At 71.0% G+C, this 14,021-nt stretch carries 13 protein-coding genes; 7 read left to right on the top strand and 6 right to left on the bottom strand.

Annotated elements, in window-relative coordinates; translation table 11 throughout:
- Positions 1-121: 121 nt before the first annotated feature.
- Together ADK57_RS11470 and ADK57_RS11465 are read right to left on the bottom strand one after the other, a co-directional pair.
- Positions 122-769 (bottom strand): ABC transporter permease, encoded by a 648-nt coding sequence (locus ADK57_RS11470; protein ID WP_053749297.1) that lies wholly within the window; start codon positions 767-769, stop codon positions 122-124.
- A gap of 20 nt (positions 770-789) precedes the next feature.
- A complete protein-coding gene (locus ADK57_RS11465; protein WP_053749296.1) occupies positions 790-1,284 on the bottom strand; it encodes an Lrp/AsnC family transcriptional regulator in 495 nt (164 codons plus the stop codon).
- 123 nt (positions 1,285-1,407) lie between these two features.
- On the opposite strand from ADK57_RS11465, the gene hppD reads away from it, so the two are divergent.
- Both hppD and ADK57_RS11455 read left to right on the top strand, forming a co-directional pair.
- Complete coding sequence (hppD, locus tag ADK57_RS11460) at positions 1,408-2,553, top strand: 4-hydroxyphenylpyruvate dioxygenase (protein ID WP_053749295.1); 1,146 nt, start codon at positions 1,408-1,410, stop codon at positions 2,551-2,553.
- Between the two features lie 103 nt (positions 2,554-2,656).
- Positions 2,657-3,517 (top strand): hypothetical protein, encoded by an 861-nt coding sequence (locus ADK57_RS11455; RefSeq protein ID WP_053749294.1) that lies wholly within the window; start codon positions 2,657-2,659, stop codon positions 3,515-3,517.
- Position 3,518: 1 nt separating this feature from the next.
- Here ADK57_RS11455 and ADK57_RS11450 read toward each other — a convergent pair whose 3' ends face one another.
- Complete coding sequence (locus ADK57_RS11450) at positions 3,519-4,997, bottom strand: tetratricopeptide repeat protein (protein ID WP_053749293.1); 1,479 nt, start codon at positions 4,995-4,997, stop codon at positions 3,519-3,521.
- A 92-nt stretch (positions 4,998-5,089) separates the two neighbouring features.
- On the opposite strand from ADK57_RS11450, the gene ADK57_RS11445 reads away from it, so the two are divergent.
- On the top strand, positions 5,090-6,505 hold the full coding sequence (locus ADK57_RS11445) for an FAD-binding oxidoreductase (protein ID WP_053749292.1): 1,416 nt from the start codon (positions 5,090-5,092) through the stop codon (positions 6,503-6,505).
- Positions 6,506-6,519: 14 nt separating this feature from the next.
- On the opposite strand, the gene ADK57_RS11440 is transcribed toward ADK57_RS11445, so the two are convergent.
- The gene (locus ADK57_RS11440) at positions 6,520-7,002 is read right to left on the bottom strand and encodes an SsgA family sporulation/cell division regulator (RefSeq protein WP_053749291.1); all 483 of its coding nucleotides are present in this window, start codon (positions 7,000-7,002) and stop codon (positions 6,520-6,522) included.
- A gap of 264 nt (positions 7,003-7,266) precedes the next feature.
- On the opposite strand from ADK57_RS11440, the gene ADK57_RS11435 reads away from it, so the two are divergent.
- Complete coding sequence (locus ADK57_RS11435; protein WP_053749290.1) at positions 7,267-8,976, top strand: RDD family protein; 1,710 nt, start codon at positions 7,267-7,269, stop codon at positions 8,974-8,976.
- 89 nt (positions 8,977-9,065) lie between these two features.
- Positions 9,066-9,716: an RDD family protein gene (locus ADK57_RS11430; protein WP_053749289.1), complete on the top strand. Its 651-nt coding sequence runs from the start codon at positions 9,066-9,068 to the stop codon at positions 9,714-9,716.
- 21 nt (positions 9,717-9,737) lie between these two features.
- Here ADK57_RS11430 and ADK57_RS11425 read toward each other — a convergent pair whose 3' ends face one another.
- On the bottom strand, positions 9,738-10,040 hold the full coding sequence (locus ADK57_RS11425; protein ID WP_053749288.1) for a hypothetical protein: 303 nt from the start codon (positions 10,038-10,040) through the stop codon (positions 9,738-9,740).
- Between the two features lie 335 nt (positions 10,041-10,375).
- Here ADK57_RS11425 and ADK57_RS11420 point away from each other — a divergent pair, with 335 nt between their 5' ends.
- Complete coding sequence (locus tag ADK57_RS11420) at positions 10,376-12,724, top strand: immune inhibitor A domain-containing protein (RefSeq protein WP_053749287.1); 2,349 nt, start codon at positions 10,376-10,378, stop codon at positions 12,722-12,724.
- A 133-nt stretch (positions 12,725-12,857) separates the two neighbouring features.
- Positions 12,858-13,199 (top strand): hypothetical protein, encoded by a 342-nt coding sequence (locus ADK57_RS11415; protein WP_053749286.1) that lies wholly within the window; start codon positions 12,858-12,860, stop codon positions 13,197-13,199.
- Positions 13,200-13,298: 99 nt separating this feature from the next.
- On the opposite strand, the gene ADK57_RS11410 is transcribed toward ADK57_RS11415, so the two are convergent.
- Positions 13,299-13,889: an isochorismatase family protein gene (locus ADK57_RS11410; protein WP_053749285.1), complete on the bottom strand. Its 591-nt coding sequence runs from the start codon at positions 13,887-13,889 to the stop codon at positions 13,299-13,301.
- Positions 13,890-14,021 lie beyond the last annotated feature (132 nt).

Here is a 14,021-nt window from a genome sequence, read left to right as displayed (position 1 = left end):
AGAGTCTGCGGCCGAGGGGTCTGTGCCTGAGGAGTCTGCGGCCGAGGGGTCTGTGCCTGAGGAGTCTGTGGCCGAGGGGTCTGTGCCTGAGGGGTCTGTGGCCGAAGAGTCCGGGCCGGTCTCAGACACGGATCCCCCTGGAGATGGTCAGCCGCCCGATCAGGACGTACGCGGCGTCGAACAGCAGGGCCAGGATGACGATGCCGAGCGTGCCCGCGAGCACCTGGTTGAGCGCGTTCTTGCTGCCCAGCGAGGCGAGACCACGGAAGATCACGTTGCCGAGGCCCGGCCCGGAGGCGTACGCGGCGATCGCCGCGATGCCCATCAGCATCTGCGTCGAGACCCGGATCCCGGTCAGGATCGGCGGCCAGGCCAGCGGCAGCTCGATCCGCACCAGCCGCATCCCCCGGGACATCCCGATGCCCGTCGCCGCGTCGACCAGGGAGGGGTCGACCCCGCGCAGGCCGACGATCGAGTTCCGCACGATCGGCAGCAGCCCGTACAGCGTCAGGGCGATCACCGTGGGCGGAACGCCCAGGCCCACGATCGGGATGAGCAGACCGATCATCGCGAGCGACGGGATGGTCAGAATGGTCGAGGTGGTCGTCGTCGCGAGGCTGCCCGCCCACTCGCTCCGACAGGTCACGATGCCGATCAGGACCCCGAGCAGCGTCGCCACGACCATGCACTGGAAGACAACACTCGCGTGCTGGTAGGCGTCCGTCAGCAGCTGCTGGTGGCGGTTGCCCAGGTACTCCCAGAACGTCACGACGTCACCTCACTGCCAGGTCACTCCCGTCCGTCCCGGCCTTCGGCCGCCTGCTCCACCAGGGGGATGATCCGCAGCGGAACGGGGTTCTCCATGACGATCGCGGTGGAGGCCCGGACGATCCCATCAAAACCGACAACCAGGTCGATGACCCGCTGGAGATCGGCGTTGGAGCGGGCCACCAGCCGGCACAGCATGTCCCCGCTGCCGGTGGTGGTGTGCAGCTCCAGCACCTCCGGCACGGTCGCCAAGTGCGCCCGTACGTCGGCCCCTTGCCCCTGCCGGATCTGCAGCGTGGCGAAGGCGGTGACCGGGTAGCCGAGCGCCGCCGGGTCCACCTGCGGACCGAATCCGCGGATGACGCCATTCGACTGAAGCCGGTCGAGGCGCGCCTGCACGGTGCCCCGGGCGACCCCCAGCCGCCGGGACATCTCCAGCACCCCGATCCGCGGCTCCCGCGCCAGCAGCACGATGATCCGCCCGTCGAGCCGGTCGATCCCGTCGGTCGTCCCCACGACACCTCCCGGAGCTGGTCATCCTGTACAGAAAGCCCGAAGGAACAGGCATTGCACCGAGCACATTGCCCAGCAGATTTGCAAACTATTGCGCACCTTGCCATCGCGGGCGAGGCTTCCGACATGACCCAGACCACACACCACACTCCCGACACCGCCCGGCAGGCCGACCCCTTCCCGGTCAAGGGAATGGACGCGGTCGTCTTCGCCGTGGGCAACGCCAAGCAGGCGGCGCACTACTACTCCACCGCCTTCGGCATGAAGCTGGTCGCCTACTCCGGACCGGAGAACGGCAGCCGCGAGACCGCGAGCTACGTCCTCGAGAACGGCTCCGCCCGCTTCGTCCTCACCTCCGTCGTCAAGCCCGCCACCCCCTGGGGCCACTTCCTCGCCCAGCACGTGGCCGAGCACGGTGACGGCGTGGTCGACCTCGCCATCGAGGTCCCGGACGCGCGCGCCGCGTACGCCTACGCGATCGAGCACGGCGCCCGCCCGGTCGCCGAGCCGTACGAGCTGAAGGACGAGCACGGCACGGTCGTACTCGCCGCGATCGCCACGTACGGCGAGACCCGCCACACCCTCGTCGAGCGGACCGGCTACGACGGCCCCTACCTCCCCGGATACGTCACGGCCGCCCCCATCGTCCAGCCGCCCGCCCACCGCACCTTCCAGGCGATCGACCACTGCGTCGGCAACGTCGAGCTCGGCCGGATGAACGAGTGGGTCGGCTTCTACAACAAGGTCATGGGCTTCACGAACATGAAGGAGTTCGTGGGCGACGACATCGCGACCGAGTACAGCGCGCTGATGTCGAAGGTCGTGGCGGACGGGACCCTGAAGGTCAAGTTCCCGATCAACGAGCCCGCGATCGCCAAGAAGAAGTCCCAGATCGACGAGTACCTGGAGTTCTACGGCGGCGCCGGCGTCCAGCACATCGCGCTCAACACGAACGACATCGTCGAGACGGTACGGACCATGCGCGCGGCCGGGGTGCAGTTCCTCGACACCCCCGACTCGTACTACGACACCCTCGGCGAGTGGGTCGGCGACACCCGCGTCCCCGTCGAGACCCTGCGCGAGCTGAAGATCCTGGCGGACCGCGACGAGGACGGCTACCTGCTGCAGATCTTCACCAAGCCGGTCCAGGACCGGCCGACCGTCTTCTTCGAGATCATCGAACGCCACGGCTCGATGGGCTTCGGCAAGGGCAACTTCAAGGCGCTCTTCGAGGCGATCGAGCGGGAGCAGGCCAAGCGCGGCAACCTGTGAAAGCGGTGTGCGGAAATTCGTAGAACTTGCAACCACTGAGCAGAAGTTGGCACTCTCCAGTCCTGGGGCGCCGAGGCGGCGCCCACAGGACGCGGGAGAGACCGTGGACGAACGCATAGACCTGGACACACCGGCCCTCCGCTGGCTGTGGAAGAAGGGCCCGCTCAAGGAGCCGACGGTGCTGCAGTCGTTCGCCTTCGACGAGGTGAACCACCACCTGTACGTCCTCCAGGTCAGGCGCGGCGGGGGCGAGGCCGGCAACCTGTGCCTGAACAAGCTCGACCTGCAGGGCAAGCGGCTCGGCCACATGTACCTCCAGGGCTTCGGGCACGGCGTGAGCATGGGGGTGCAGAACGCGGCCGACGGCACCGTCTGGATCTGGACCGAGACCGCCGCCGTGGGCGGATACGGCCGGGGCGTCACCCGTTTCCGCTTCTCCCACGGGGCCGTCCGCACCACCGAGGACGTCAAGGTCCGCAAGCCGATAACGGGCTCGACCAACAACCAGCCGTCCATCTGCATGGCCTCGCGGCGCATCGCCGTGCGCCACCGCGTGGGCGGCAAGCCGCGTTACCGCGTCTGGGACCTCGACGCCTTCGTCGCCCGCGACTACTCCAAGCCCCTCGTCGACATCGCGCAGCCCGCCCACCACCCCGACGCGACGATCCCGTTCCAGGGGTACGCCCTGCACGGCGACCACATCTACCAACTCGCCGGCACCGCCTACGACGACACCGACAACCCGCCCGCCGAACACGGCAACGCGTACCTCTCCTGCGTCGACATCCACACCGGCAAGCTGGTCCAGCGACAGCGCACGGAAGCCGGCCACTCCCTCGAATACCGCGAACCGGAGGGCGTCGCGATCCGCCGGACCCCCGAACCGCGGCTCTGCATGGGACTGGCGTCGGGCGCGGCGGGGGACCGCAGGTTCTCGATCTACTACAAGCCCCTGACGCAGTAGCTCACTCGGCCTTCGCGTCCATCACCGGCAACTCCTGCGGCGACGGCTCACCCAACGCCGCCAACGCCGCCCGAGCCGACCGCACCTGCGTCGGCGAGAAGTACGGATTGATCCGCAACGCCTCCTCCAGGTGCCGTCGCGCGGGCCCGTGGCGCCTCAACGCCCGCTCGATCATGCCCCGGTGGTACATGTACGGCGCACTGCGCACGGCACCCCCCTTCGCCCTGTCCGTCGCCGTCACGGCGAACCGCAGACCCTCCTCGTGCCGACCGGCCCGGTGCAGTGCCCAGCCCAGCGCGTCGGCCACGGCGATCCCCGGCTGGCGGGCCCACTCGGCCCGCAACCGCACCACCGCCGCCCGGGGATCCCCGTGGTCCGCCTCGAACCGCCCCAGCACCAGCTCCTCGTCGGCGCCGCCCACGGCCGCGCTCCGCACCCGGGCGCGCAGCAGGTCGTACTGCACCCGCGCGGCCTGCCCCAGCCCCAGCGACTCGTACAACTCACCCAGCTCCAGGGCGTATTGGGGGCAGGGCTGCTTGGCGAGGGCCGCCCGGTACGCGTTCAGCGCCTCCGTCGTGCGGCCCAGCGCCGCCAGGGCCCGCCCCTGCCCGGCCTGCGCGGCCCGCTGGTCGGGGTCGATGCGCACCGCCTCCTGGAAGTGCCGCAGCGCGTCCTCGCGGTCGCCGCGCTCCCAGGCCAGCTGCCCGGCCAGCTCCAGGTACGCCGCCTGCTCGGCCGGCGCCTCGGCCCCGGCCGCCGCGTCCGCGAGCTGGGCCGCGGCGTCCTCACGCCGGCCCCGGTCGCGGTAGACGGCCGCCGCCCGCGCCATCACGGCCGGCCCGGACCGCAGCTCCATGAGCCGTTCGAGGGCGCCGTGGGCGGCCTTGTAGTCGCCGAGGCCGGTGTAGGCGTCGATCAGCGTCGGATACGTCGTCCACCGCCTGGGTGCCAGCTTCCGGGCGGCCTCCGCCCAGGTCCGCGCGGCCCGGAAGTCCCGGCGCGCGTTCGCGAGGGCCGCGAGCCCGCCGAGGGCCTCTGCGTTGCCCTTCGCCCCGACCTTGAGCGATGTCCGCAGTGCTTTCTCGGCCTTCGGGTAGTACTCGGGGTCCGCGGTCCGCCGCCCCTGCTCCACATACGCCGACCCGAGCACCGCCCACGACTGCGCGTCCTTGGGATGCTCCCGCAGACGGGTCTCGCGCTCGTCGATCAGCACCGCCAGGTCGGGCAGCGCGGCCGGCAGCCCCGCCGCGACCGCCGTCAGCGCCTTCGCCCCCGGGGCCGGCCCGGGAGCCCGCGTCGCCGTCCGCTCCCAGGGCAACAGCATCAGCACCCCGCCGAGCACGACAGACCCGGCGACGGAGGCGATCAGCACACGCCGGGTGAGCCACGAGCGCCGTACGGCCGCCTGTTCCCCGGCTTCCTCCGGGGCCGGCTCCTGAGCCCGCTCGGCCTGTTCCGGAGCCTCCTGCTGCTTCTCCATGGCGCTCACTGTGCGTCAATACGACGACCACACCCCGGCATACGGCGGCTGCCGTACACGGGGTTCACACCGATGGCCCCCGGTGCGAAGCTGTGATCATGAGCCGTAGCGAAGCGCCGCGCGTCGAAGGCACAGCAGGGACCGGCACCCTTCTCGACCGTCTGCTGGCCGGTCTGCCCGCCGAGGCGGTCCTCACCGATCCGGACGTCACGGCCTCCTACGCCAACGACATGGCCAGCTTCTGCCCGGCCGGCGCCCCGGCGGTGGTCGTGCTGCCGCGCACGGTCGAGCAGGTCCAGCACGTCATGCGCACCGCCACGGAGCTGTGCGTCCCGGTCGTCCCGCAGGGCGCCCGCACGGGCCTGTCGGGCGCGGCCAACGCCTCGGACGGCTGCATCGTGCTGTCCCTGATCAAGATGGACCGGATCCTGGAGATCAACCCGGTCGACCGCATCGCCGTCGTCGAACCGGGCGTCGTCAACGCCGCGCTCTCCCGCGCGGTGGGCGAACACGGCCTCTACTACCCGCCGGACCCCTCCAGCTGGGAGATGTGCACGATCGGCGGCAACATCGGCACCGCCTCCGGCGGGCTGTGCTGTGTGAAGTACGGGGTGACGGCCGAGTACGTCCTCGGACTCGACGTCGTCCTCGCCGACGGCCGCCTGATGTCCACCGGCCGTCGCACGGCGAAGGGCGTCGCCGGGTACGACCTCACCCGCCTCTTCGTCGGCTCCGAGGGCTCGCTCGGCATCGTCGTACGGGCGATCCTGGCGCTGAGGCCGCAGCCGCCCGAGCAACTGGTGCTGGCCGCCGAGTTCGCGTCCGGGGCCGCCGCCTGCGAGGCCGTGTGCCGGATCATGGCGGGCGGCCACGTGCCGTCCCTCCTCGAACTGATGGACCGTACGACGGTCAAGGCCGTCAACGACCTCGCGAACATGGGCCTCCCGGAGAGCACCGAAGCCCTGCTGCTGGCCGCCTTCGACACGGCGGACCCGGCCGCCGACCTCGCCGCCCTCGGCGCGCTGTGCGAGGCCGCGGGCGCCACCCAGGTCGTCCCGGCCGACGACGTGGCCGAGTCCGAACTCCTCCTCCAGGCGCGGCGGTTGTCCCTCACCGCCCTGGAGGCGGTCAAGGGCACGACGATGATCGACGACGTGTGCGTGCCCCGCTCGCGGCTCGGCGAGATGCTGGAAGGGACTGAGCGCATCGCCGAGAAGTACCAGCTCACCATCGGCGTCGTCGCCCACGCCGGCGACGGCAACACCCACCCGACCGTCTGCTTCGACGCCCAGGACCCCGACGAGTCCCGGCGCGCCCGCGAGTCCTTCGACGAGATCATGGCCCTCGGCCTGGAACTCGGCGGCACGATCACCGGCGAACACGGCGTGGGCGTCCTGAAGAAGGAGTGGCTGGCCCGCGAGATCGGCCCGGTGGGCGTGGAGATGCAGCGGGCGATCAAGGCGGCCTTCGACCCGCTGGGGATCCTGAACCCCGGCAAGCTGTTCTGACCCGTCCCGATCGCTCACTCCCCGTCCTTGGACTCGTCCGACGGCCACGGGTCGCGCAGCCACAGTTCGTCGTGACAGCCCGGGGTCGGGGCGAGCAGCTCGGCCAGGCCGTCGTCGATGCCGAGCTGCGCTGCCTCGGAGCCCGGGGGGACCGCCCGCAGCGTCCGCTCCAGCCAGGCCGACACCTGCGTCGTCGGGGCCTCCAGGAGGGCGTCCCCGTCGGGGGAGCTGAGCGCCATCAGCACGACGCTCCGCCCGGCCACCTTCGTCGGCCACACCCGTACGTCCCCGTGCCCGCACGGCCGGAACATCCCCTCCACGAGGAGTTCGCGGGCGAACGTCCAGTTCACCGGGTGGTCGGAGCCGATGTGGAAGGTGACGTGGACGGCGTACGGGTCGCCGCTGTGATAGCTCAGCCGGGCCGGGACCGGGATGCTGCGCTCGGGCGACAGGATGAGATTGAGCTCCAGTTCCCGCTCCACCACGGTGGGGTGCATGTCGTTCGTTCCTCTCTCGCGGACTCTCGCAGCGGGCCCTGCGGTGGGCCCGTACGAGTGGAGAGGGAGCGGGGGCGAAATCATTACGCGGGTTCGAGAAATTTTTTTCGCGGAGGCTGTGCCGGGCCGTCCGGTTCGTGAGAAGTACGTGCACGAGGTTGCCCGGAAAGGGGTGGGTACCGCGGGACTGGCGGTGCTTGTTGCGCCGGTCTGATAGATGTGGAGGCCCCCATTTGACCCCCGAGCAGATACGGGACGACGGACATGAGCGCCCCAACCCCGGCCCCCGGTGACGACAGGCCCCGCGACGGGTATTACCCGGACCCGTCCATTCCCGGATATGTCCGGTACTGGAACGGTGCCGCCTGGGTTCCGGGCACCAGCCGCCCGGCCCCTGCGGACGGCGAACCGCTCGCCCCACCGCCGGGCACCCGGCCCGCATCCGGCCCCGGACCGGCTCCGGTCGAGGAGACGGGCCCGCACTTCTTCGACGAGGACCCGGCCGAGGCCCCCGGCGGCCCCGGACCGTCCCCGGCGGCCGACGCCCAGCACGGCAGCAGGCCCGAGCCCGCGTCCGCCTGGGGCGCCGACCGATCCCGCCAGTCGGGCTTCGGCGGCGACCAGGACCGCCGGGTCTCCTGGGGCTCGCCGCAGGGCGCGCAGGCCGCTCCGCAAGGGGCGCAGCAGGGTGCCGACCCGCGGGTGCCGCACCCCGCGCAGCCCGGAGACGGCCCGGCCCGGCCGGACGGCCGCTCCGCCCGCACGGACGGCTCGGCGACGATCCCGCCCGCCGAGCCGGACCAGGGCGACGTCGCCTCGGGCAACACGTTCGTCTTCCGCCGGGCCACGGCGGGGTCCGGGCAATCGGCGGCCGACGGCCCCGGCCCGGGTACGACAGGCCGTACCAACCCGGCGGCCCCCGGCGTCCCGGGCCCCGGTGGCCCCCGCGACGACGACGGCACCATGACCTTCCGCGCGCTGTCCCCGCGCACGGCGCAGCAGGGCGGGGCGGCCGGGGCGCAGCGGGGGAGCACGGGTGCGACGGCGGCCGGAGCGGAGGCGGCCGGTCTCTGTCCTCAGCCCTCGGCCGACTACGGCCCCCAGTCCGCCCCCGCCGCGTCCCCCGACCCCTCCGGAGCCCCCGGCTTCGCTGCCGGAAAAGCCGCCGCGGCCCGGGCCGCGGCGGCCCAGGGGCAGGCCGGAGCCGAGGGAGCCGCAGGCGCTCCCGCCGCCCTCTCCGGCCCCCAGCAGGCGCCCCCGGCGGCGTCCGGCCCGCAGCAGCCGGCCGCCCCGGGCGTGCCCCAGCAGACCGGCGCACCCCAGCCCGCCGCCTCCGCCGGTACCCCGATGACGAGTGGTGCCGGTGGCGGCCAGCCCTCCTGGGCGCAGCAGGTGCACCGGCTCGCGGGCGCGTCCGACGAGGATCAGCCGGTCGTGCCCTGGAAGCCACCGGTGGAGGACATCTTCCAGGCGGCCGCCCGGCGCCAGGCGTCGGCCCGCCCCGCGAACCTCGGCAAGCGGCTGGCGGCCCGTCTGGTGGACACCCTGGTCCTCGGAGCCGTCACCGCCGGGGCCGCCGTACCGCTCGGCACCAAGGCGATCGACCACGTCAACGAGAAGATCGACGCGGCCAAGCTGTCCGGCGAGACCGTCACGGTCTGGCTGCTCGACGGCACCACGTCGGTCTACCTCGGCATCATCCTCGGCGTCCTGCTGCTCTTCGGCGTCCTCTACGAGGCGCTGCCCACCGCCAAGTGGGGCCGCACCCTCGGCAAGAAGCTGTTCGGCCTGGAGGTGCGGGACATCGAGGGCGGCGAGCCGCCGTCCTTCGGCGGGGCCCTGCGCCGCTGGTTGGTCTACAGCGTGCCCGGTCTGCTCGGCATCGGTGTCGTGGGTGTCGCGTGGGGACTGTTCGACAAGCCGTGGCACCAGTGCTGGCACGACAAGGCGGCGCATACGTTCGTGGCGGGCTGACGACGTACGGCGGAAGGCGTACGCAATTCGGTAGCCCGGACGGCCGCTCGCCGGATGCGGAACGGGAGGGTTCGCGGTCGACTCGGGCCATGAGCAGCGAACCGCCTCCCGGCTCCGGTCAGCAGCCACCGGAAGACGACCCGTTCAGGAAGCAGCCCCCGCCGGCCGAGGGCTCAGGATCGCCGTACGGCGGTCAGCCCCCGCCCTACCAGGGTGGCGGTGACCCCTACGGCGGCGGTGGCGGCGCCCCGTACGGCGGCGGTGGCGGCTATCCCGGCGACCCGCTGGCCGGCATGCCTCCGCTCGCCGAGAGCGGCAGGCGCACGCTCGCCCGGATCATCGACATGATCATCGTGGGCATCGTCGTCTGGCTGCTCTCCTGGGGCTTCGGCGTCAACGAGTACGACGTGGACGGCGACGACATCGAGTACGGCAAGTCGCTCGGTCAGTCGCTGGTCGCCGCTCTGCTCTACATCGGCTACGACACCTTCATGATCGCCAAGTCGGGGCAGACGCTCGGCAAGAAGTGGCTGGGCATGCGGGTGGCCAACCTCGACAACGGTGCCACGCCCTCCGTGCAGAGCACGCTGATCCGCTCGGCGGTGCTGTGGATCCCGTTCGCCTTCTGCTGCGCCTGCATCTGGACCGCGATCTCGGGCGGCTGGAGTTTCTTCGACAAGCCCTACAAGCAGGGCCTGCACGACAAGGCGGCGAAGACGGTGGTGGTCAGGACCACCTGACCACCGACCGACCTACAGACGTCAGGACGCAGCGCGCTCGTGCACGGGCTGCTCGGACGCCACCGAGGCGACCGAGGCCGGCACGGGCGCCTGTGTCGTTTCCGCGGCCGGGCGGTGTACCGCGACCACGCGGGGCTTCGGCATCGGTACGGTCATCGAGACCAGCAGCCCGAGCGCGAGCGCCGAGACGGCGATGACCGCGATCCCCACGCCCGAACTCGTCTGTGACAGCAGCAGCATGGCGAGCGTCGAGAAGATCACGGTGCACGAACCGTAGGCGAGCTGTGCGGCCGTCGGGCGAGGCGTGACAGACGGACGAGGCATGGCAATCGTGTCCTCGGAAGTGGGGGTCCACGGGGGTGTCGGCCTGGCTTTCCGCCGATTTCAGGGCGTTCCGCCAATCGACTCTAATCGCCTGCATGCCCGAGTGGAACGAACAGTAAGCGTGACCTGACCAACAGTGCCGGAGCATGGGGGGCGCACGGAGTCATGACGTCCATCAAGTGGACGGACTCGCGCGCCTGTTCGGCATTGCGCCACGTGTCCGCAATGTGAACTCGGCCTCCGCATAGTGCAATTGGCGTGCGCAAGTCAAGGTCTGTCTTTTCTCCCCAACCTTTAGTCAAATACCGGCACTTGACTACAGGGGAGAGACGCACGTGACCAGTAGACCCTGGCAGCTCAGAGTGGCGGCGACCGCCGTGGCGCTCGCCGCCGCCACCGCCACCTTCTCCACCTTCGCGGTGGCGCAGGCCGATCCGGCCGCCGCACCCGCCTCCGTCGACGGGCACGACCCGCAACCGGCGAAGAGCAGGGAACACGACCTCGACGGCCCCCTGTCCAAGACCCAGGAGGCGCAGCGCAAGGAAGCGCTCGACCAGGTCATATCCGGCGCCGCCACGGTCAAGGACCGGGACGGCTCGAAGGTCGTCAAGCTCGACGGCTCCAAGGGCAGGGGCAAGGACAAGTACGTCGAGCTCGGCCGCGAGAAGACCGACAAGATCTTCACGATCCTCGTCGAGTTCGGCGACCAGATCGACAGCCGCTACGGCGGCACGGTCGGCCCGCTCCACAACGAGATAGCCGAGCCGGACCGCGCGGTGAACAACAGCACGGCCTGGCAGGCGGACTACAACCAGGCGCACTTCCAGGACCTGTACTTCGGCACCGGCAAGAACGCCGAGTCCCTCAAGAAGTACTACGAGAAGCAGTCCTCGGGCCGCTACTCGGTCGAGGGCGAGGTCACCGACTGGGTCAAGGTCCCCTACAACGAGGCCCGTTACGGCTCCAACGACGCCGCCACCGGCGCCTGGTACGCGGTGCAGGACGGCGTCAACGCCTGGGTCGCCGAGCGCGAGGCCGCGGGTGCCACCGCCGCCGAGATCAAGGCGGAGCTGGCCGAGTTCGACCAGTGGGACCGCTACGACTTCGACGGCGACGGCGACTTCAACGAGGCCGACGGCTACATCGACCACTTCCAGATCGTGCACGCCGGCGAGGACGAGTCCGCGGGCGGCGGCGCCCAGGGCGAGGACGCGATCTGGGCCCACCGCTGGTACGCCTTCGGCACCGACGCCGGCTCCACCGGCCCGGACACCAACAAGCTCGGCGGCGCCCAGATCGGCGACACCGGCATCTGGGTCGGCGACTACACCATCCAGCCGGAGAACGGCGGCCTCGGCGTCTACGCCCACGAGTACGGCCACGACCTCGGCCTGCCCGACGAGTACGACACCTCCGGCGGCGGCGAGAACTCCACGGGCTTCTGGACCCTGATGTCGTCCGGCTCCTGGCTCGGCACCGGCAAGGACTCCATCGGCGACCTGCCCGGCGACATGAACGCCTGGGACAAGCTGCAGCTGGGCTGGCTCGACTACGACGTGGCCAAGGCCGGCACCAGGTCCAGCCACACGCTGGGCGTCGCGGAGTACAACACCAAGAACCCGCAGGCCCTCATCGTCGAGTTGCCCGACAAGACGGTCACCACCGACGTGGTCACCCCCGCGCAGGGCGCCACCCAGTGGTGGAGCGGCAGCGGCGACGACCTGCGCAACACCCTCGCCCGCACGGTCGACCTGACCGGCAAGTCGTCGGCGTCGCTCACCCTCGACGGCTGGTGGGACATCGAGGCCGACTACGACTACCTCTACACCGAGGTCTCGACCGACGGTTCCAACTGGACGCCGATCGACGGCACCCTGGCCGACGGCACCGCCATCCCGCGCGACGGCAGCGGCAAGCCCGCCCTCACCGGCACGGTGGCGGCGTACCAGAAGCTCACGTACCCGCTGGACGCCTACGCGGGCCAGAAGGTCGACCTGCGCTTCCGCTACGCCACCGACGGCGGCGTGGCCCAACTGGGCTTCGCGGCCGACGAGATCACGGTGACCGCCGACGGTGGCGCCCTCTTCTCCGACAACGCGGAGACCGCGGACGCGGCCTGGACGGCGAACGGCTTCTCGCGCATCGGCGCGTCCATCACGGACGACTACGCGCAGTACTACATCGCAGAGAACCGCCAGTACGTGTCGTACGACAAGACCCTCAAGGTCGGCCCGTACAACTACGGCTTCTCGACGACCCGTCCGGACTGGGTGGAGCACTACGCGTACCAGAACGGCCTGTTGATCTGGAAGTGGGACACCTCCCAGGCCGACGACAACACCAGCCAGCACCCCGGTGAGGGTCTGATCCTTCCGATCGACTCCCACCCGACGCCGCTGAAGTGGTCCGACGGCTCGCTGATGCGCAACCGCATCCAGGCCTTCGACTCGACCTTCAGCTGGTACCCGACGGACGCGATCACGCTCCACAACGCGGACGTCGCGACGAAGATCAAGTCGCGTGCCGGCGTCCCGGTCTTCGACGACGGCAAGTCGACGTACTACGACGCGTCGACCCCGCTCGCGGGGGTCAGGGTCACTGACACCAACACCCGGATCAAGATCGTCAAGGAGCCGCTGAGCGGCTCGACGATCACGCTCCAGGTCGGACCGTCCGCGAAGTAGACAGCATTTTCGCAGGTCAGAAGGTGATCGGCGGCGACCCCCTGGCGGGTTGCCGCCGATCGTGTTTAGGTGCGTCCTGTGGTTCTCTTATTGACACCGATGTTGACGCCGACTCGCACGGGGGTGTGACCGCATGGCCGCAGGAGGTTTCTGCAAGCTGCCGACCGGCAGCGTGGTGGTGGCGCTGAACCTGCCCAGCCCCACCGTCCACGGCACGGGCTGCGTACGCGTCCTCGTGCACGCCCAGAACCGGGCACGCGCCCTGACCAGGCTGCGCAACCTCGGCATGCGGGCGGTCTACCTGCGCGGCAACGCCGCCCCGCCGACGCCGGACGAGATCACGGCGGTCCTGCACCATCCGGACGGCCTGATATGGCGTACGGCCCCTGACAACGCTGTCGGCGGACCGGAACTCGCCCAGGAGCTGTGGCACCCGATCAGGGCCCTGCTGAGGCGCCCCGCGGCACCGGCGTAGGCCCGGGGGCCTGCCCGAGCCCGTCCGGGCCGGACGCAACCGTCCGGCGGGCTCCAGGACCAGGCCAAGGAGCAGCCCCAGGCCAGGCCAAGCCCAGGCCTAGGCGACGACCGGCTTCCCCGTCAGCTCCACGCCCGCCGCGCGCAGCTCCTCCAGTGCCCGCTCGGTGCTCTCCTCGGCCACCCCGGCCGTGAGGTCGAGCAGCACCTGCGTACGGAAGCCCTCCCGGGCCGCGTCCAGGGCGGTGGCACGGACGCAGTGGTCGGTCGCGATGCCCACGACGTCTACCTCGCCGACCTCACGGTCGCGCAGCCAGTCGGCCAGCGTCACACCGTTCTCGTCGGCGCCCTCGAAGCCGCTGTAGGCCGCCGCGTACGCCCCCTTGTCGAAGACGGCGTCGATCGCGCCGGAGGCGACGGCCGGGGCGAAGTTCGGGTGGAAGCCGACGCCCTCGGTGCCGGCGACGCAGTGCGCGGGCCAGGAGTGGGCGTAGTCGGGGTTGTCGGCGAAGTGACCGCCGGGAGCGATGTGGTGGTCGCGGGTGGCCACCACGTGCTGGTAGCCGGAGCCGGCCGCCTGCCCGATCAACTCGGTGACGGCGGCGGCCACATCGGCACCCCCGGCCACCGCGAGACTGCCCCCCTCGCAGAAGTCGTTCTGCACGTCAACGACGATCAAGGCGCGGCGCATGGTCGGTGTCCTTCGACTATGGGGTCGGGGAAGAGAAGGGGTGCGGGCCCGGCCGGTGAACTTCCGAGCCTACGGACTTCGGTGGCGGGGCGGGAGGGGGAACGGCGGAGCGGGTGGTCGGGAGCGATACGG

This window comes from Streptomyces sp. MMG1533, assembly GCF_001279775.1.
GTDB lineage: Bacteria > Actinomycetota > Actinomycetes > Streptomycetales > Streptomycetaceae > Streptomyces.
This window is presented reverse-complemented; position numbering and strand designations above follow the sequence as displayed.